Annotated in this window: 15 protein-coding genes and 1 tRNA gene; 5 read left to right on the forward strand and 11 right to left on the reverse strand. The window is 41.3% G+C overall.

The features are described from left to right. Window positions 1–106 precede the first annotated feature (106 nt). Window positions 107–2,635, forward strand: coding sequence for a penicillin-binding protein PBP1a (gene ponA, locus EXE29_RS02985; RefSeq protein WP_120363896.1), 2,529 nt, complete (start codon window positions 107–109; stop codon window positions 2,633–2,635). Between the two features lie 72 nt (window positions 2,636–2,707). On the opposite strand, the gene EXE29_RS02990 is transcribed toward ponA, so the two are convergent. The 9 genes from EXE29_RS02990 to EXE29_RS03030 all read right to left on the reverse strand — a co-directional run bounded on the left by EXE29_RS02990 (window position 2,708) and on the right by EXE29_RS03030 (window position 13,336). Further along, window positions 2,708–3,511, reverse strand: a complete 804-nt coding sequence (locus tag EXE29_RS02990; protein ID WP_120363895.1) for a putative RNA methyltransferase — start codon at window positions 3,509–3,511, stop codon at window positions 2,708–2,710. Window positions 3,512–3,580: 69 nt separating this feature from the next. Continuing rightward, entirely contained in the window at window positions 3,581–4,699 is a 1,119-nt protein-coding gene (gene mraY / locus EXE29_RS02995; RefSeq protein ID WP_120363894.1) for a phospho-N-acetylmuramoyl-pentapeptide-transferase, read from the reverse strand. Next, window positions 4,700–6,109, reverse strand: coding sequence for a UDP-N-acetylmuramoyl-tripeptide--D-alanyl-D-alanine ligase (locus EXE29_RS03000; protein ID WP_120363893.1), 1,410 nt, complete (start codon window positions 6,107–6,109; stop codon window positions 4,700–4,702). A 9-nt stretch (window positions 6,110–6,118) separates the two neighbouring features. Beyond that, window positions 6,119–7,612, reverse strand: coding sequence for a UDP-N-acetylmuramoyl-L-alanyl-D-glutamate--2,6-diaminopimelate ligase (locus EXE29_RS03005; protein ID WP_120363892.1), 1,494 nt, complete (start codon window positions 7,610–7,612; stop codon window positions 6,119–6,121). 10 nt (window positions 7,613–7,622) lie between these two features. Next, window positions 7,623–9,449 carry a penicillin-binding protein PBP3 gene (gene ftsI / locus EXE29_RS03010; protein WP_117006906.1) on the reverse strand — a complete coding sequence of 609 codons (1,827 nt, stop codon included), beginning with the start codon at window positions 9,447–9,449 and terminating at the stop codon, window positions 7,623–7,625. Window positions 9,450–9,462: 13 nt separating this feature from the next. Further along, window positions 9,463–9,795, reverse strand: coding sequence for a cell division protein FtsL (gene ftsL / locus EXE29_RS03015; protein WP_106983920.1), 333 nt, complete (start codon window positions 9,793–9,795; stop codon window positions 9,463–9,465). Window positions 9,796–9,805: 10 nt separating this feature from the next. Continuing rightward, window positions 9,806–10,717: a 16S rRNA (cytosine(1402)-N(4))-methyltransferase RsmH gene (gene rsmH, locus EXE29_RS03020; protein ID WP_106983919.1), complete on the reverse strand. Its 912-nt coding sequence runs from the start codon at window positions 10,715–10,717 to the stop codon at window positions 9,806–9,808. Window positions 10,718–11,065: 348 nt separating this feature from the next. After that, window positions 11,066–12,085: a sulfate ABC transporter substrate-binding protein gene (locus EXE29_RS03025; protein WP_117006907.1), complete on the reverse strand. Its 1,020-nt coding sequence runs from the start codon at window positions 12,083–12,085 to the stop codon at window positions 11,066–11,068. 249 nt (window positions 12,086–12,334) lie between these two features. After that, window positions 12,335–13,336, reverse strand: coding sequence for a sulfate ABC transporter substrate-binding protein (locus EXE29_RS03030; protein ID WP_120363891.1), 1,002 nt, complete (start codon window positions 13,334–13,336; stop codon window positions 12,335–12,337). 374 nt (window positions 13,337–13,710) lie between these two features. Here EXE29_RS03030 and EXE29_RS03035 point away from each other — a divergent pair, with 374 nt between their 5' ends. The 4 genes from EXE29_RS03035 to EXE29_RS03050 all read left to right on the forward strand — a co-directional run bounded on the left by EXE29_RS03035 (window position 13,711) and on the right by EXE29_RS03050 (window position 16,347). Beyond that, window positions 13,711–14,013 carry a hypothetical protein gene (locus tag EXE29_RS03035; protein ID WP_117006909.1) on the forward strand — a complete coding sequence of 101 codons (303 nt, stop codon included), beginning with the start codon at window positions 13,711–13,713 and terminating at the stop codon, window positions 14,011–14,013. A gap of 141 nt (window positions 14,014–14,154) precedes the next feature. Beyond that, the gene (gene gltX / locus EXE29_RS03040) at window positions 14,155–15,663 is read left to right on the forward strand and encodes a glutamate--tRNA ligase (RefSeq protein ID WP_120363890.1); all 1,509 of its coding nucleotides are present in this window, start codon (window positions 14,155–14,157) and stop codon (window positions 15,661–15,663) included. A gap of 91 nt (window positions 15,664–15,754) precedes the next feature. Beyond that, window positions 15,755–15,830, forward strand: a tRNA-Glu gene (locus tag EXE29_RS03045). 175 nt (window positions 15,831–16,005) lie between these two features. Beyond that, window positions 16,006–16,347: a zinc-ribbon domain-containing protein gene (locus EXE29_RS03050; protein WP_106983914.1), complete on the forward strand. Its 342-nt coding sequence runs from the start codon at window positions 16,006–16,008 to the stop codon at window positions 16,345–16,347. A gap of 24 nt (window positions 16,348–16,371) precedes the next feature. On the opposite strand, the gene EXE29_RS03055 is transcribed toward EXE29_RS03050, so the two are convergent. Together EXE29_RS03055 and ettA are read right to left on the reverse strand one after the other, a co-directional pair. Next, complete coding sequence (locus EXE29_RS03055; RefSeq protein ID WP_117006911.1) at window positions 16,372–17,298, reverse strand: cation diffusion facilitator family transporter; 927 nt, start codon at window positions 17,296–17,298, stop codon at window positions 16,372–16,374. A gap of 282 nt (window positions 17,299–17,580) precedes the next feature. Beyond that, window positions 17,581–19,242, reverse strand: coding sequence for an energy-dependent translational throttle protein EttA (ettA, locus tag EXE29_RS03060; protein ID WP_117006912.1), 1,662 nt, complete (start codon window positions 19,240–19,242; stop codon window positions 17,581–17,583). Window positions 19,243–19,517 lie beyond the last annotated feature (275 nt).

Genomic DNA, 19,517 nt, shown 5'->3' on the forward strand with positions numbered 1-19,517 from the left:
CTATAATTTATCGCAGATACAATATCTCATATAACAATCTGCGCGCCTTAAGGATATACTGACCGCTAATTAGTTTGCCATTAGCTCTTATTAAAACTTACTTGTTATGAAAAAGCTATCTTGTTCAGGCCTTGTTCATCCATTTTTTTTGATCTTAATTTTAATTTTGATCTCTATTCCAATGGGTTTTTATGGCATGTATCTCTATATTGCACCATCTTTGCCAGAAATGTCCACTCTGAAGAAGGCACCATTATTAAAACCATTACAAGTTTATAGTGCCGATAATGAGCTTATTGCGGAATATGGTGGCAAACTTTCTGTGCCTGTAGAATACAATCAAATACCACCCAACTTTATCCATGCTTTTCTAGCAGCTGAAGACTCCTCTTTCTTTGAGCATAGTGGCATTAGTTTCAAAGGCTTAGGTCGGGCTGTTAGTGAGTCTATTACAGGCTCAGATGTACAGACAGGTGGTTCCACCATTACCATGCAGGTGGCCAAGAATTATTATTTAAGCCCTGAACGTACATTAAAACGCAAACTCACCGAAGTATTTTTAGCTCGTAAAATAGAACAAAATCTCACCAAAGAAGAAATTCTCTCTTTATATGTCAATAAAATATTTTTAGGTAAAAATGCATACGGTATCGCCGCAGCCGCTAAGATTTATTATAACAAAAGTCTAAATGAACTCTCATTGGGCCAAATGGCGATGATTTCTGGCCTGCCTAAAGCACCTTCAAAATATAATCCAGTTGCTAACCCAAAACGTGCACTTGAACGTCGTAATTGGATTTTGGGGCGTATGCTACAACTAGGTTATATCAACCAAAAAGAATATGAGCTTGGAATTGCTGAACCTATTAATTTAGATATGCCTGAACGAGGTGTAAATAATCGTTTTCCCTATGTCGGCGAAATGGTCCGCTCAGAACTGATTAGTACCTTGGGTGAGCAAGCGATTGACTCTGGTTATAAAGTCTATACTACGATTAACAGCCAACGTCAGACCTATGCGGAACAAGCCGTACAAGAGGGTTTAGAGGATTATGACCGTCGTCATGGTTGGCGAGGTGCTGAAGCGCATGGCGAACCGCTTAAAAATTTCACAGCATTTGCTAACACCTTCCCCGCTCAAGTAGTAAAAGTCGATCGCTCAAGTTTTGATGCACTTTTACAAGATGGCACCACAGTGACGGTGCCGTGGTCAGGCATGTCTTGGGCACGCCCTTATCGCAATGCAAATAGTGTGGGTAATGCGCCCAGCAATGCTTCACAAATTGTCAAAAAAGACGATATTGTACGGTTAAGACCAAATGACAATAAAACAGCTTGGGCACTGGTACAAATTCCCAAAGTTCAAGGGCAGTTAATTGCGATTAACCCCAATAATGGTGCCATTGAAGCGGTGGTGGGTGGATATAATTTTTATCAATCCACCTTTAACCGTGCTGTTCAAGGTTGGCGTCAACCCGGCTCAACCATTAAGCCTTTTGTATATGCCTTGGCCTTAGAACGTGGTTTAACGCCTTATAGTATGGTTAATGATAGCCCTATTACGATTGGCAAATGGACCCCTAAAAACTCTGATGGTCGCTACCTCGGAATGATTCCACTGCGTCGTGCATTATATCTTTCACGTAATACGGTATCTGTACGCCTATTACAAATGGTCGGTATTGAGCGCACACGCCAATTGCTGATGGATTTTGGCTTACAAGAAAATCAAATTCCACGTAACTACACGATTGCCTTGGGTACACCTCAAGTACTGCCTGTACAAATGGCCACAGGTTATGCTGCCTTTGCCAATGGTGGTTATCGTATTCAACCGCATTTTATTAGTCGCATTGAAGATGCTTATGGCAAAGTCATTTATCAGGCTAATCCTGAATATGCATGTATTCAATGTATTAATGAAAAAGAACCTGCTCCTGAAAGTGATAATCCTGCAACGCCAGATGATGAAGCTTTCCAAGTTTCAAATTCGGCAAGTGAAGCCACTTCAAGTGATAGCGCAGAAGTTGATACTGGCGATTATCGCCAAGCACAGCGTATTTTAAAATCAAGCTCTGCATTTGATATGGCCAATATCTTACGTGATGTTATTCAGCATGGTACAGGTCGTGCTGCCCTCAAAATTGGTCGTAATGACCTTGGCGGGAAAACAGGGACCACCAATGATGCTAAAGACGCATGGTTTGCAGGCTTCAATGGCAAGCTGGTATCGATTGCATGGGTGGGCTTTGACCAACCAACCACATTGGGCCGCCGCGAATATGGCGGTGTCGCAGCCCTACCAATTTGGACCAACTTTATGGAAAATGCATTAAAAGGCACTCCAGAATCTTGGGTTCGTTTTGATAAAAATGCCAAACTTCCTGTACAACGCGGTCAGGCGGTGCCAAATAAAGATGCAAATAAACAGGATCGTGCAGCACCTGCTCTAGCACAACCTTTATATCGCCCTGCCCCAGTTGCACCACGTCCAACTGTGCAAAATGACTTCGAAGATTTACCAGGTGATCAACCTTTGGTGCCAAACCAAACTAAACCACCTGCACTAAATAACAATCCCCCGCCTAAACAAGGTGGAGATGCCTTAGATCATTTGATCCAGCAAGTACAATAATAAAAAAGCCCTCGAATTCGAGGGCTTTTTTATTATCGTCAGATTTGGTGATCTTGCTACAGCCTTAAACAATCACTTCTTTTGAAAGATGTAGATTTGATAATGTGCAGTCAGTTCAAAGCCATTTTGCTGCTCTAGGGCCTGGCGGCGCTCAGGTTTTGCTTTGTATGCATACGGCGTCATGGCAATCAGATTTTTTAAATCCTCTTGCTGAAGACACATCTTAGACTGCACAATTTCTTGATCAATTAAAGTAAAGTTGCCAGCCAATTGCTCCGCAAATTTATTTGGCTCATGCGCTTTTACTTCCTCAAATAAAGCTTCGCGCATCGCGTATAAATGCTCAGGTGCAGGCGTTACCACCAAAAGATAAGCTTCGGGTTTCAGCACACGCAAGATTTCTTCTTGCGGGATTGGGCTAAATAAACTCGTACACAAATCAATACTCTGATCAAGCACAGGTAAAGTCGCCCCTGTACCCACCACCCAAGTGACATTTTTGTTGAGTTTTGTCGCCACTTGCACTGCATTTTTAGCAATATCCACCCCTACGCATTGCAACACTTCTTGTTGCATCGCATCGGTGTAATAACCTTCACCACAGCCAATATCCAATAGATTTTCTATACGTAAATCACGAATTTTTTGCACAACAGCTTGCTGGAGGGGCGCATAATGCCCTGCACTTAAAAAAGCACGACGTGCTTGCACAGACTCAGGTGTATCCCCTGGGTTTTTACTATGCTTATGCTGTACCACATGTAAATTTACATAGCCTTGTTTGGCTACATCATAACTATGGTTGTTTTCACAGCGCCATGTTCTTTCCTCAAGCACCAAGTTTGTTTTACAAACTGGGCACATCAGCAGATTCATCATTTTCTCCAAGGCCATTGAGGCATAAAAAAAGCCGGGCAATTGACCGGCTTTTCATTTCAATTTTGCTTAACGCAATTTTAAGGTCATTAGGCCTAAAACTACCAGCATAATTGTGATAATCCAGAAACGGATCACGACTTGAGTTTCACGCCAGCCTTTCTTTTCATAATGGTGATGTAATGGCGCCATTAAGAATACGCGCTTATTTCGCATCCGTAGTGAGCCAATTTGCAAGAAAACGGAAATCGCTTCAACCACAAATACACCACCCATAATGGCAAAGACAATTTCTTGTCGAACCATTACCGCAATTGTACCTAGCATTGCACCTAAAGATAATGCGCCAACATCGCCCATAAAGATTTGGGCTGGATGTGCGTTATACCAAAGGAATGCCAAACCTGCGCCAATCATCGCCGCACAGATGACCACCAGCTCGGATGCATATTTCACATAAGGTACATGTAAATAGGTCGCAAAACGAATATCACCTGCTAGATATGCAAATACACCTAAACCAGCCGCCACCAATACGATTGGCATAATCGCCAAACCATCGAGACCGTCAGTTAAGTTCACTGCATTTGAAGCACCGTTAATCACCAAATATGTAAAGGCAATAAACCCTAAACCTAATGGAATTACAGAGAGTGGCAAACTTAATTCTTTAAAGAATGGTATAAGCACATCCAGCATATCTGCAGTATGTTCAGGGTTAGGTTGCTGTGTTGCAATCACATACAACGCAATACCTGCACCCAATGAAGCAATTGATGTCCAAAAGAACTTTTTCTTTGCAGGCAAACCCGCATTGTCTTTGTATCGGATTTTAATCCAATCATCTGCCCAGCCTACGGCACCAAAAATCACCATTACACCGAGTACAATCCACACATAAGGGTTGGATAAATCTGCCCATAACAGGGTAGAAACACCAATCGATAGTAGGATTAAAATCCCGCCCATGGTTGGTGTACCCATTTTTTTTGCATGGTTTTCTGGTGCGAATGAACTTACCGCTTGACCATATTTCAAAGCTTGGAGTTTACGAATCATGACTGGACCCAAGGTCAAGCCAATTAATAATGCCGTCAATACACTCAGTAAAGAACGAAGTGTTAAATAACGGACCACTTGGAATGAGCTATGATAGCCCGCCAAGTGTTCAAATAACCATAACAGCATTTAGAGCTTCTCCATCAATTCAGCCATCAACGTTTCCATGTGGGTAAAACGAGAACCTTTAAACAGGAAACTCATGGACTGAGGTTGATGTGTTTCAACGAGACTAATCAAAAGAGGCAAGGCTTGCTGTTGATTCAGAAAAGCCTGCATTTTTTTACCATATTGTGTACTACGCGCACCCTCTTGCATAGCAGGTGCAAATTCACCAACTGCTATGACAAAATTGATGCCTTTAACCGAAACTAAATCACGACCTAGCATGTAGTGTTGCTGAGCCGCAGATGCACCGAGTTCGCCAATATCACCAACAACCATGACCCGTACACCCTCTTGCTGTGCCAGCACTTCTGCTGCCGCACGCATTGAGGTCGGATTCGCATTGTAAGTATCATCAATAAACAAATGTGTTTTATGTTGAATAAAGTTTAAACGACCTTTTGCACCTTGCGCTTGTTCTAAGCCAGTGACGATGTCATCTAAACCTATACCTATTGCTAAAGCAAATGCAGTTGCAGCCACCGCATTTTGTACATTGTGCTCACCTGCAAAAGGTAGGTTTACAAGGTGTTCTGCAGAAGGGGTATGCAACTTAAACGTTGCAGACTGTGCATGTAACTGAATATCGGTTGCATAAACATCACCACCTAGACCAAAGCTGATCTGTTGCTCTGTTTGTACTGCACCCCGAATTTGATCGGTAAAATCATCTGCCGCCGGCACAATCGATGTGCCCGCTTTTGCAATATGCGTATAAATTTCAGATTTTGCTAAGCAAATGCCTTCACGACCACCAAACTCACCTAGGTGTGCTGTACCGATATTCAAAATGCCCGCAACCTGTGGCTGTACCAGATTTGAAGTATAGTCAATTTCACCTTTATGACTTGCGCCCAGCTCCATCACCGCATATTGATGCTCTGAGCGGAGTTCAAGCAGCATCATCGGTACACCTAAATCATTATTTAAGTTACCACGGGTAATTAAAGTCGGGGCAAGGCGAGACAAAATACTGCCTAACATTTCTTTGGTGGTGGTTTTGCCACTACTGCCTGTCAGCGCAATCACTTTAAGCGCTGGGTGTTTGGCACGGCGATAAGCCCCCAAATGACCCAAAGCCAAACGTGTATCAGCAACCACCAACTGGCAAATATCTGCGTCTATAGGTTGGCTAACAATCGCCAACTGACAACCCTGCGCTGCAACTTGAGCCACAAAATTATGTGCATCAAAGCGTTCCCCTTTTAATGCCAAAAAGGCATCACCCAGTTCTGCATGACGCGAGTCAGTCAATATACGCTTAATGTCCGTGTCTGGCACACGATCATTTAACCAATAGCCTTGAGTAGCCTCAGCTAACTCAGATGCTGTCCATGGCTCTAAAGGCACCGTACTTGTAGTAGATGTATGCATGATGATTTCCTATTGAGCTGGATAGCTTGAATCTGTGCCCTGCAATGCATTAATCGCAGACTGCACCTCAACAACATCGTCAAACCAATGACGTACGCCATCGATTTCTTGATAATTTTCGTGACCTTTACCTGCAATCACAACAATATCTCCATCTTGAGCGTGTTGGACTGCAAATTTAATTGCTTCACGACGATCATGAATTTCATGCACGATATGGCCTGCAAACTGAATACCGGCTTTCATATCTGCAAAAATTTGTTCTGGGTTTTCAGTACGTGGGTTATCCGACGTAATTAAGACCACATCCGCATAATCTAATGCTGCTTGTGTCATTAATGGACGTTTACCACGGTCACGATCCCCGCCACAACCAAAAACAGCCCAAAGATTTTGGGAAACATGTCGCTTAAGGGTAACGAGTACTTGAATCAGCGCATCTGGCGTATGGGCATAATCGACAACAAATAAGCGCTCACCATCACGGATCACTTGCATGCGGCCTGGTGCGCCCTTTAATTTAGGAGTGACTGCGATTAAATCTGCCAGTGCAAAACCTGCCTGCTCGGCTGCAATTAAACTCGCCACAATATTTTCAATATTAAAGTGCCCCAACAGCGGACTATGCACGTCATATACAGCATCTACAGTGATTAATTTAAAATGCGCGCCACTCAAACTATATTGAATATCACACACTTCATAATCCGCTTTTTGCGTGGTTGAATAGCTTAGAATTTTAGGTTGCGCTGGATTTTGACGCGCAGCATTTAACATAACTGAGGCATGCTCATCATCAATATTAATGATAGCCACTTTAAGAGACTCAAAGGCAAATAAGCGAGACTTCGCTTCGGCATAAGCCTCTAAGGTTTTGTGATAATCCAAATGATCACGGCTTAAATTACTATAAGCCGCAATTTCAATTGCACAACCATTTAAACGCCCTTGCTCCAAACCGTGCGAACTGGCTTCAATAGAAGCAAACTCTGCACCTTGCTGTGCATAATCATGTAAAGCATTTTGTAAGTGCAACGCATCTAAAGTTGTATGCGACGATGCTTCTAAATTTGGCAAAATACCATTACCAGTCGTTCCCATCACGGCACACTTTTTAGCTTGTAGCATCAACAACTCAGCAATAAGACGAGAAATCGTGGTTTTACCGTTGGTGCCAGTTACTGCAATCACGCGCGCAGCAACAACAGGTTGAGTCGCTTGTAAATACTGCTTCTGCCATTGCCCCATCAATTGACGTACATTTGGAATGGTCACGGCATTGGCTAAGTTCAAATCCATTTCAGAAATTACAGCCAAAGCACCTCGATCTAGCGCACTTTGGGCAAACTGTATGGTTTTTTCAGGTTGCGAATATGACGTCAGAGCAATAAAAATTTGCCCTTTGGATACATATCTGCTGTCCAAATTAAAACCCTGAAAAGGTTGTTTCATCCAGTCAGCAGTAGACGTTAGGCTGTATATCTCATTAAAACAAATCGTCATGGATTGTCTCTTACTGGATTTTAGGAGTATCTAAAGGTTTATCTAAAGGAACGTTCATTAAACGCAATGATTCTTGCATCACACGTGCAAATACTGGCGCTGCAACTAAACCGCCGTAGTATGCGCCTTTCGGGTTTTCCACCACCACAATCATGGCTAAACGTGGATCACTTACAGGTGCAACCCCTGCAAAGAGTGCACGATAATCTGTTTGCGAATAACCTTTACGGTCTGGACGTAATTTATGTGCCGTACCCGTTTTACCAGCGACACGATAACCAGGAATATTCGCCTGCTGTGCAGTCCCGCCTGGTAAGGTTACTGCTTCCATCATCAATAGCACTTGATCAGCAATTTTTGCATCAATCATTTGCTCGCCTTTCGGCGCTTCGTCTAATTTATATAAACTCAACGGCATCTTTTTGCCTTTATTGGCAATCATGGCGTATGCATCTGCAACTTGAAGCACGGTCGCATTCAAACCATAACCATAAGACATGGTCGCAACTTCTGATACATTCCACTTGCTCGGCGGTAAAATTAAACCACCACTTTCGCCAGGGAATTTCACAGCAGAGCGCTGACCGAAACCTAAACGCTTATAAAAAGTGGGTAATGTCGGATATGGCAACGATAAGGTAATTTTTGCGACACCAACGTTCGATGATTTTTGAATAATCCCACCTAGGGTTAATGCCCCATAGTTATGGGTGTCACGAATGGTATGGTTGCCCACACGCATCGACCCTGGCGAGGTATTAACCACCGTATTGGCCGTATATTTACCACTTTCTAAGGCCATCGCGACTGTTAATGGCTTCATTGTCGAACCTGGTTCAAATGAGTCAATCGCACCACGGTTACGCATGGCATCCTTATTCAACACGCCATTTTTATCATTCGGGTTATACGACGGCCAACTGGTCATGGCCAAGATTTCACCGGTTTTCACATCCACTGCAATTGCAGTTGCTGAACGTGCATTGTTTGCCACACCAGCAGCAGTCAATTCACGGTACATAATATATTGTAGGCGCGAATCAATACTTAAGGTAATGTTTTCACCCGGTTCAACTTCTTTAATCACTTCTGGGTCTTTAACTCGGTTGCCCTTTTTATCACGGACAATTTGTTGTTCACCATCAGTGCCTGCAAGACGTTGATTCAACTGCATTTCCAAGCCTTCAATCCCGACACTTTCACTATTGGTCAAACCAATAATTTGAGAGTTCGGCTGTGGCTGTGGATAGTAGCGTTTATAGTTTTTCTCGGTATATACCGCTTGAAACTCACGCTTCATAATCATGTCAGCTTGCTGCGGTGGTACTTCTTTTTTAAGTACCAAGTAGCGTGAACGCGGGCGCTCATTTAACTTTTTGCGAAGCTCTGCGCGATCCATGCCCACTGCATCTGCAAGTTCATCCAAGTTTAAATTTTTATCTGGCAGTTGACGCTTTAATTTACGGTTATGCGGATCATTGGCCAGCTGTGCCGTGGTTTCATCAAACAGTTTTTTGGTATCAAAATAATCACGCGGGTCCATCACCACCTTCATAACAGGTGTACTAATGGCCAAAGGCACACCATGACGGTCATAAATCACGCCACGCATCGCACGAATTTTTTCTGTTCTTAAAATATTGGCATTGGCTTTATTTTGCAAAAAGTCTTTGTTGATAATTTGCACATAAAAAGCACGTCCAACCAATGCAAAAAAGCACAGAAGAACCACACTCCACATTAAATAAAAACGCCACATATCAACACTAATGGCGGTTTTACCTGTGACAGACTGCTGTTTTTTTCGTGCTGTTTGCTTATTTCTCTTTTCAACCATTTGACAGCTAGCCTTATTTTTTCTCTTCTGAAGTTTGCGGCAAAGAAATCACCACCGTTTGCGCAACTGGCGGTGAATACATCCGAAGTTGTGTAACTGCACGTGTGCCAATTTGCGCCGTTGCTCCAAAAGTTTGTTGTTCAATCAACAAACGCCCCCACTCCGCGTTTAAGTCATCACGTTCACGGATATAGGTGTTCAATTGACGATAATCTTGACGGTATTCAAAGACTTGAAAAACCACAAAAATTGCACTAACGAAAACCAAAATCAACATGACGGCGTATGTGATCGTTTTTTTTAGCTTTAATTTTTTTGTGTTTTGTTCTATTGCTTCGGTTTTCATTCTTTGCCTTTTAAGCTAAACGTTCTGCTGCACGTAACCAAGCACTGCGTGAACGCGGATTGGCTTTTACTTCTTCATCGCTGGCACGAACACGGGATACTTTTTTCAATCGACGCGTATCTTCACGTTGTTGTGGCATACCCCAACTCGTATCTTCAGCCAAAGTCGATTCTTTTTGAATAAACTGTTTAATTAAACGGTCTTCCAATGAGTGGAAGCTAATCACCGCTAAACGCGCTTCTGGCTTTAACACGTCCACAGCTTGTGGTAGGAAAGCTTCAATATCATCTAATTCTTTATTAATGGCAATACGAATGGCTTGGAAAGTCCGTGTTGCCGCATGTTTATTTTTTTCCCATTTTGGGTGGGCAACTTTTACAATTTCAGCAAGCTCTGCAGTAGTTGCAATATAACCTGCGGCTTTAATGGCTTTGGCAATACGGCGACTATAACGTTCTTCACCATATTTAAAGATGATATTGGCCAATTCCTCTTCTTCAATATCCACCAACCACTCTGCAGCTGTTGGGCCTTGAGAGTTGTCCATACGCATATCAAGTGGGCCATTTCGCATAAAGCTAAAACCACGCTCTGCTTCATCTAACTGCGGTGACGACACGCCTAAGTCGGCCATAACACCATCTACAAGGTCGATGCCACGTGATTGTAATTCTTGTTGTAAGTCAGCAAAGCTGGCATGAATGATTTTAAAACGTGGATCTTCTTGTTCTAATTCTGCGGCCACTGCCAAAGCTTGTGGGTCTTTATCAAAGCCAAAAACACGTGCATTTTCATCTAATTTTGATAGCAATAATCGTGTATGTCCCCCACGACCAAATGTCCCATCGACATAGATTCCTGTAGTACGCCCAGCAAGCAAGGCATCAACAGTTTCGTGAAGTAATACAGAAATATGCGACATACAGAATCAATCATGACAGTAAAAAAGTAACTGCACATTATTACCTTGTTTTAGTAAAGCTCCAAACGACTTTTTGTACAGAAATATTACTTTCTATAGAGAAAACCGTTTTAGGCATTTATAAAACCAACTGTTGCAAGCTTTTCATCTATTGTTTGCGATAGATCACCCTACATATTCACACTAAAACACCATAATTCAGACAGCTACAGTCATTCATCTCCCGCAAACACAAATCCTTTTCAACCAGTAGCCTACAGATCAATGGCACAAAAAAAGCCCCTGCGAACAGAGGCTTTAAAATAACTTCGACTACGATTAACTCTTCAGAATGAATCCATTCATCAATTAACGCTTCGAATTATAAATTTGATCAAAAATCGCACCATTCACAAAGTGTGTTTGCTGTGCTTTTGCCCAACCGCCAAACACTTCATCAATGGTAAATGTTTTTAATGGTGGGAATTGTGCTTTATATTTGGCTAGAACAGCCGCATTACGTGGACGATAGAAATGTTTAGCTGCCATTTCTTGACCTAAAGGCGAATATAAATAGTTGATATAACCTGTTGCCAACCACTTGTTGCCATTTTTATCGACAGTTTTGTCGACAATTGCAACCGAAGGCTCCGTTAAAATAGACATTGATGGATAAACAATATCAAACTTACCTTTACCCAACGTTTTTTGGGTCACAAGCGCTTCATTTTCCCAAGTTAACAACACATCACCAATGCCACGCTCAGCAAAAGTCGTCATAGATGCTCGCGCTGCTGAGTCCATCACTTTCACATTGTGATACATTTTGCCGACGAATTCTTTCGCCTTCGCATCATTACCACCTGGTTGCTTCAGTGCATAGCCCCAAGCTGATAAGTACACCCAACGTGGTAAACCACCTGTTTTTGGGTTTGGTGTAATAATTTCTACACCTGGCTTGGTTAAGTCGCTCCAATCTTTAATATGCTTTGGATTGCCTTTACGTACCATAAACACAATTGTCGATGTATATGGTGCTGAGTTATACGGAAATTCCTTTTGCCAACCCGGCTGAATCTGACCAGACTTTACAATTTCATCAATATCATTGGCCAAAGCCAAAGTCACAACATCACCTTTCAAACCATCAACCACCGAACGTGCTTGCTTGCCTGAACCACCATGTGATTGTTTAAAATCAACAGAATAACCTGTACGCTTTTTCCAATATGCGCCGAATGACTTGTTAAATTCGTCATAAAATTCGCGAGTTGCATCATAAGATACATTTAAAAATTGGCGATCTGCCGCCTGAGTTGCTGTTGTAGGAAGCGCTAGACCTAGCGACAACAATGCACCACTCAACAATGCTTTGAATTGAAGTTTCATATCAGCACAAATCAAATATCTAAATTAATGCTAACTATATGAAAGAAAATCATTAATCGCAATTCACAAAATTAAAAGAACATCCGTTAAAGTAGAATAATTTGTTCTTTTATCATCTTGTTTTACTTATATAAAACTTCAAGAACACTTTACCTTTTCCATATATATACTGTTTTTTGCTTTGTATATAAAAAAAATGGATAACAGTAGTCATCCATTTTTCTTATCTAAACAACCTGTATTAATGCCTTATTTTTTATCACTATAAATTTGGTCAAAGATTGCACCATTCACAAAATGGGTTTGCTGTGCCTTTGCCCATCCACCAAAGACTTGATCAATGGTAAAGGTTTTTTGCTTTGGAAATTGAGCTGCATATTTCGTTGCAGCTTTACTATCACGTGGGCGGAAATAATATTTGGCAGCCAGCTCCTGTCCTTTTGGAGAATATAAATAATTCAAATAGCCTTTCGCCAAATTACGATTGCCATTTTTATCCACTGTCTGATCCACAATCGCCACAGATGGCTCAGCCAAAATCGAAATCGATGGATACACAATATCAAACTTATCCTTACCTAGCCCTTGTGTCGCCAGCAAAGCTTCATTTTCCCAAGACAGCAACACATCACCAATACCACGCTCCGCAAATGTCGTCAGTGAACCACGTGCACCCGAATCTAATACTTTGACATTTTGATAGAGCTTTTTAACCAATTCTTTGGCTTTCGCATCATTACCACCGGGTTGCTTTAAGGCATATCCCCATGCTGATAAATAAATCCAACGTGGCGCGCCACCCGTTTTTGGGTTTGGCGTAATAATTTCTACACCAAGCTTGGTCAGATCATTCCAATCTTTAATATTTTTAGGATTGCCTTTACGTACCAAAAAAACAATAGTTGAGGTATAAGGCGCAGAGTTATTTGGAAATTCTTTTTGCCAACCTTTTTTAATTAAACCTGCATTTACAATTTCATCAATATCATTGGCTAAGGCCAAAGTCACCACATCGGCTTGCAAGCCTGTCGCCACGGCACGTGCCTGCTTACCAGAACCACCATGTGATTGCTTAAAATTAACCTCTTGGCCTGTGCGTTGTTTCCAAAATGCACCAAACTCCTGATTATATTCTTGATAAAACTCACGGGTCGGATCATAAGACACGTTTAAAAAATCTTTATTCGCATATACAGAAGTTATAGCACCACTTAAAAGCGCCAATACAGTTGAAGCTATTATTTTTTTCATTGCCAAGTCTCATTTCATTCTTGAAATGCACTATATAAATCTCAATACTCTTGCACAATATCTTGGCTAGATGATTAATTTGTTTAGATTTCTATTTTTTAGATATGCAAAAAACTGCTTAGAATTGATATTTTTTTGCTAAAACAATGCTTCAAAATTCTATTCTCCATGCTATCTTCATAGTTATTTGATATAAAGTAACAATTAAGGAGAAATCTGCTTTATTCAGGTAATCTAACTTGGTGTTTTATTATTTTTTTGTAAAAAATGTGATGTTGTTCTACTTTTTAATCAATTAACGTGGTTAAAGCGTAGTATTAGTATTAAAAAACACCAATAAAAGTTCCATTCATCAAATTAGGGGAAGATTGGACATGAAATTAAATCAATATATGCTTCTTTGTGTCGCTTTAAGTTTTTCAACTTTGCAATTCACGCATAGTGCTGCAATCAACAAGACGACCAGTGCAAAAGTAACTTTGCCAAGTGATAAAACGTCGCCGATTGAAAAAGCCTTAACACAACAAAAAAATGAGTCTTCTAAAGCGCAATCATCTGATGACAGCTTAAAAGTACTTACATCGCTTAAAACTGCACCTGCTCAAAGTTTTTTTGCCTCACAAAACCAAAGTTTTAGCCGTTTTGTTCAAGCGTTATTCTCTACAAATCCATCTTAAGTCTTTAACGCACATATTTTAAGCCCATGCATTCCCCTGCTTGGGCTCGAAGCCTGATCACTGAATGATAAATTAAGCATTAAGTGATCAGGCTTTTTCGTTATAATAGATCCCAATTTACATTCTGATTAATAATTGATTATGACTGTTCGTACTCGTATTGCACCCTCTCCTACTGGTTTCCCTCATGTAGGGACTGCCTATATCGCTTTGTTTAACCTATGTTTTGCTAAGCAACATGGTGGCGAATTTATTCTTCGTATTGAAGATACCGACCAACTTCGCTCTACACCTGAATCTGAAAAAATGATTTTAGATTCATTGCGTTGGTTAGGTCTAAATTGGTCTGAAGGTCCAGATGTAGGTGGCCCACATGCACCCTACCGTCAATCAGAGCGTATGGGCATTTATAAGCAATATGCACTGGAATTGGTTGAAAAAGGTCATGCGTTCTATTGCTTCGCAACAAGTGAAGAACTGGATCAAATGCGTGCAGAACAACAAGCACGTGGTGAATCTCCACGTTACGATGGTCGTGGTTTAAAACACACTGCAGAAGAAGTACAACGTCGTTTAGCTGCTGGCGAACCGCATGTCATTCGTATGAAAGTGCCTGAAGAAGGTATTTGTCAATTTAATGACTTACTACGTGGTGAAGTTGAAATTCCATGGGCACAAGTCGACATGCAAATTCTGCTTAAAACTGACGGCTTGCCAACTTACCACTTAGCAAACGTAGTCGATGACCATTTAATGGAAATCACGCACGTGATCCGCGGTGAAGAATGGATTCCATCAGCGCCTAAACATCAATTGTTGTATAAATACTTCGGTTGGGATATGCCTGTGCTTTGCCACATGCCACTTTTGCGCAACCCAGATAAATCAAAACTATCTAAACGTAAAAACCCAACGTCAATTAACTACTACAAAGACATCGGCGTTTTACCAGAAGCTTTGTTGAACTACCTCGGCCGTATGGGCTGGTCAATGCCGGATGAAAGTGAAAAATTCACTTTGGCAGAAATGATTGCACACTTCGACATTCAACGCGTATCTCTTGGTGGCCCAATCTTTGATGTTGAAAAACTCAACTGGTTAAACGGTCAATGGATTAAAGCGCTTTCTCCAAGCGATCTGCTAGATACATTATTGGCTTGGAAAACCGATCGTGCCAAATTAGAAGAAATTACTGCTGCCATTCAACCGCGTATTAACTTACTTTCAGAAGCTGTGAATTGGTCTGCACATTACTTCAACCACTTCCCTACACTGAGCCAAGAGCAGTTTGTGAGTAAAAAACTCTCTGACGAACAAGTTCGTCAAAGCTTACAATTTGCGATTTGGCGCTTAGAAAGTCTGTTCACTTGGAATAACGACACTGTTAGCCAAACGCTAATGGACTTAGCTGCGCAAATGGAAGTGAAATTACGTGATTTCATGCCTGCGTTCTTTATTGCGATTGCGGGCTCAACAGCATCTACACCTGTCATGCAAACAATGGTCACGATTGGTCCAGATTTAACTTTCGCTCGCTTACGCCATGCGCTTGAAATTGTTGGTGGTCCAAGCAAAAAAGAACTTAAAGTTTGGGAAAAACTCAATGAAAGCTTAAAATTGCCGAAAAATGACGCAGTTGATGAAGCTTAATTGAATTTTTAGTTGACGCATGAGCCTTATATCCATAATATAGCGCCCATACAGAGACACAGTGTTAAACACTGATCCTGTTGCCTCACTTGTCCCTATCGTCTAGAGGCCTAGGACATCGCCCTTTCACGGCGGTAACCGGGGTTCGAATCCCCGTAGGGACGCCATATTCAAGCAAATCAATATGGTTTGCTTATAAAAAAGCCCAAGCATTATGACTTGGGCTTTTTTTATTGCTTATCTATTTACTAAGACACTGAATCTTATACTGTTACTGAGTATTTTTTGCTTTCTGTACTATTCCGATTAAAATAATACTCAGCTCAAAATTATGGAACTGTAATGCAATACCGTTGCCCTCAATGTCAAAGCCCTAAAATTATGCCCATTGCGCAAGCAGGCCAACCCGCTGCACGCCCTGTTGTGCCTAAAAGTTTGGTATTTTTAATCCCTGCAATTTTCGTGTTGTTACTCCTGGTCATCATTAGTATTGCAATGTGGTTATTTGGCAATGGTGCAGGAAGCACCATACAAACAGCAACCGTTGTGGTTTTTATCATTTGCGTGATTGCAGGTTTCTTATTTTATCGCGACTTACCTGATTTCAAAATTTCAATGCAAGCCTTCATGCAGTCACAAAAAAAATGGAAATGCCGCGATTGTAATCATGAGTGGGAAGTTTAATTCCCACACTTGTTCACATCAGCATTAATGCTGATGTGAATGTTCATCCAAGGCATGATGATGTCCTTCTTCTGCCAGACATGCCTCTTCTTCAATCTGTAAAACCATCTCAGTAATCCCATGTTGATGGCTTAACATCTCCATCGCCTCTTTATATAAGCTGGTACGATCAGCACCCGGCGCATAAAGATGGACTGTCAAATGAATATTTTTAGAACTAATCGCCCACACTTTAAGTTGATGAATACTTTCTACACCATTCAATTGCAATAAATCTTTACGTAGCTTTTCAATATCAATCTCTTCTGGTACACCTTCTAATAATATATTTAAACTCTGCTTTAACAGTACCCATGTGCGTGGCAAAACCCAAAAACCAATCAGCACAGCAATCACTGTATCCACCCACATCCAGCCGGTGAAATAAATCAGCACAGCACCCAAAATCACGCCTACAGAGCCCAAAGCATCACTTAAAACTTCAAGGTATGCTCCTTTCACATTCAAACTGTCTTGAGAGCTAGAAAATAGGATACGCATGGAAATTAAATTAATGACAAGACCAATGCTCGCCACAATCAACATCCCCATACTTTGTATCTCTGGAGGGGTTGAAAAGCGCTGATAAGCTTCATACAAAATATAAATAGCCACGGCAAATAGCATGAGCGCATTAAATAAAGCTGCTAATATTTCAAAACGCTGATAGCCAAAGGTTCGTTTATTATCTGCAGGTAATTTGCCAATTTTAATTGCGACTAAAGCAATCGCTAAAGCTGCTGCATCGGTAAACATATGCGCGGCATCTGAAAGCAAAGCCAAACTTTGTGTAATAAAGCCCGCCACAACTTCGACCACCAAAAAACTACTGGTCAGTAATAATGCAAAGGTTAATTTTTTCGAATTTTCATCTGTTACAACGGCATGACTATGATCATGATGCTCGGACATTCAATTATCCTTCTACTCGTTGAGCGAACTTGAGCATAACAACTTCTGTCGATGTAATACCATTACAACAACAGATCAGTTATGTATCATATTGAAACAGCCAATCAAAAACATGAACACCATAAAACTTGAATTTAAAACATCATCACATACGTTGAAGCAGAAATAGCAGTACTCGCTTTTGTATAATTTTAATTAACCTCATGACTTGTCTTAAATAGCACCAATTAAAACACAAAAAAATCAGCCCGAAGGCTGATTTTTTTACATCAAAATCGGCAATTAAACGCCAATTTTGCGATATTTTTGACGCTTAGTCACAAGGTCATCACCATCACGTTTACGGCGATATTCTTCAAACTCTGCATAATTACCAGTGAAGAATTCAGGTGTTTCACCTTCAAATGACAAGATGTGCGTTGCAATACGGTCTAGGAACCAACGGTCGTGCGAGATCACCATTACAGTACCAGGGAATACTAAAATCGCATCCTCAAGCGCACGTAAAGTTTCGATGTCCAAGTCGTTCGATGGTTCATCGAGTAAAATTACGTTTGCACCCATTTGCAGGATTTTCGCAAGCTGTAAACGGTTACGCTCACCACCTGACAATTGACCTACACGTTTTTGCTGATCTTGACCTTTAAAGTTAAAACGGCCGATATACGCACGAGATGCGATTTCGTATTCGCCAATACGCAAGATGTCTAAACCGCCAGAAACTTCTTCCCAAACAGTTTTGTTGTCATCAAGCGTGTCACGGATCTGACCAACGTAAGCCACTTTAACTGACTCACCAAGCACAACAGAACCCGTATCTGGTTGCTGTTCACCAGTCATCATACGGAATAAAGTTGTTTTACCCGCACCGTTCTCACCCACGATACCTACAATGGCACATGGTGGAACAACGAAGCTTAGATCTTTATAAAGCGTACGATCACCAAACGATTTGCTGATGCCTTCAACTTCTACAACCTTATTCCCTAGACGCGGGCCAGGTGGAATGTAGATTTCAGACGTTTCGTTACGCTGTTGGAATTCACGCGAGTTAAGCTCTTCAAAACGCTCCATACGCGCTTTGTTTTTCTTTTGCTGACCTTTTGCATTTGAACGAACCCATTCAAGTTCTTTTTTCAATGCTTTAGCAAAAGACTCTTCTTGCTTGTTCTCTTGTTCTAGACGGGCATTTTTCTGCTCTAACCAAGAAGAGTAGTTACCTTGGTATGGAATACCCATGCCACGGTCAAGCTCAAGAATCCATTCAGCAACGTTATCCAAGAAATAACGGTCATGGGTAATCGCAACGATTGTGCCCGTGAAGTCTTTCAAGAAACGTTCTAACCATGCTACAGATGAAGCATCTAAATGGTTCGTCGGTTCGTCTAGAAGCAACATGTCTGGTTTAGACAATAGCAAACGGCAAAGTGCGACACGGCGACGTTCACCACCAGAAAGTTTAGATACGTCTGCATCCCAAGCTGGAAGGTTTAAAGCTGCAGCCGCTTGATCCATTTGGTTCACAATATTATGTGCATCCCATGAATGGATAATTGCTTCAAGCTTCTCTTGCTCTTTTGCAAGTGCATCAAAGTCTGCATCTTCAGCTGCATATTCAGCGAAAACTTCATCTAGACGTGCTAAAGCATCAAGCGGCTCACGTAAACCATCTTCAACGTTACCACGAACATCTTTGCTTTCATCCAATGGCGGCTCTTGTTCAAGGTAACCAATTTTGATACCCGGTTGAGCACGTGCTTCACCTGAGAAATCTTTATCTACGCCCGCCATAATACGAAGCAAGGTAGATTTACCTGCACCGTTTAGACCAAGCACACCAATTTTTGCGCCTGGGAAAAATGATAAAGAGATGTCTTTCAGGATTTCGCGCTTAGGCGGAACCATCTTCGACACACGGTTCATCGTGTAAATATATTGGGCCACTTAGGACTCCTCAATAGTCAAAACATATACGGAACAACACAAAGTTGTCCCTGCTCAATTGAGCGAAAAAATAATCAGCTATTATACGCATAAAGTCGTGAAAAAATAAGGTTTCGCACACGCCTTCAATGCATTGTTACAAGTTTAATGGCGAACAAAATTTAAACATGCTGTTTTAAGCATGATTTCGCTCATCTTTAGCTGAAAATTTTTCAATAATATTAATAATTATGATATTCATTTTATAAATAAAGCACTTTTATTCATATATATAA

This window comes from Acinetobacter sp. WCHAc060006 (assembly GCF_004209135.1).
Lineage (GTDB): Bacteria > Pseudomonadota > Gammaproteobacteria > Pseudomonadales > Moraxellaceae > Acinetobacter > Acinetobacter cumulans.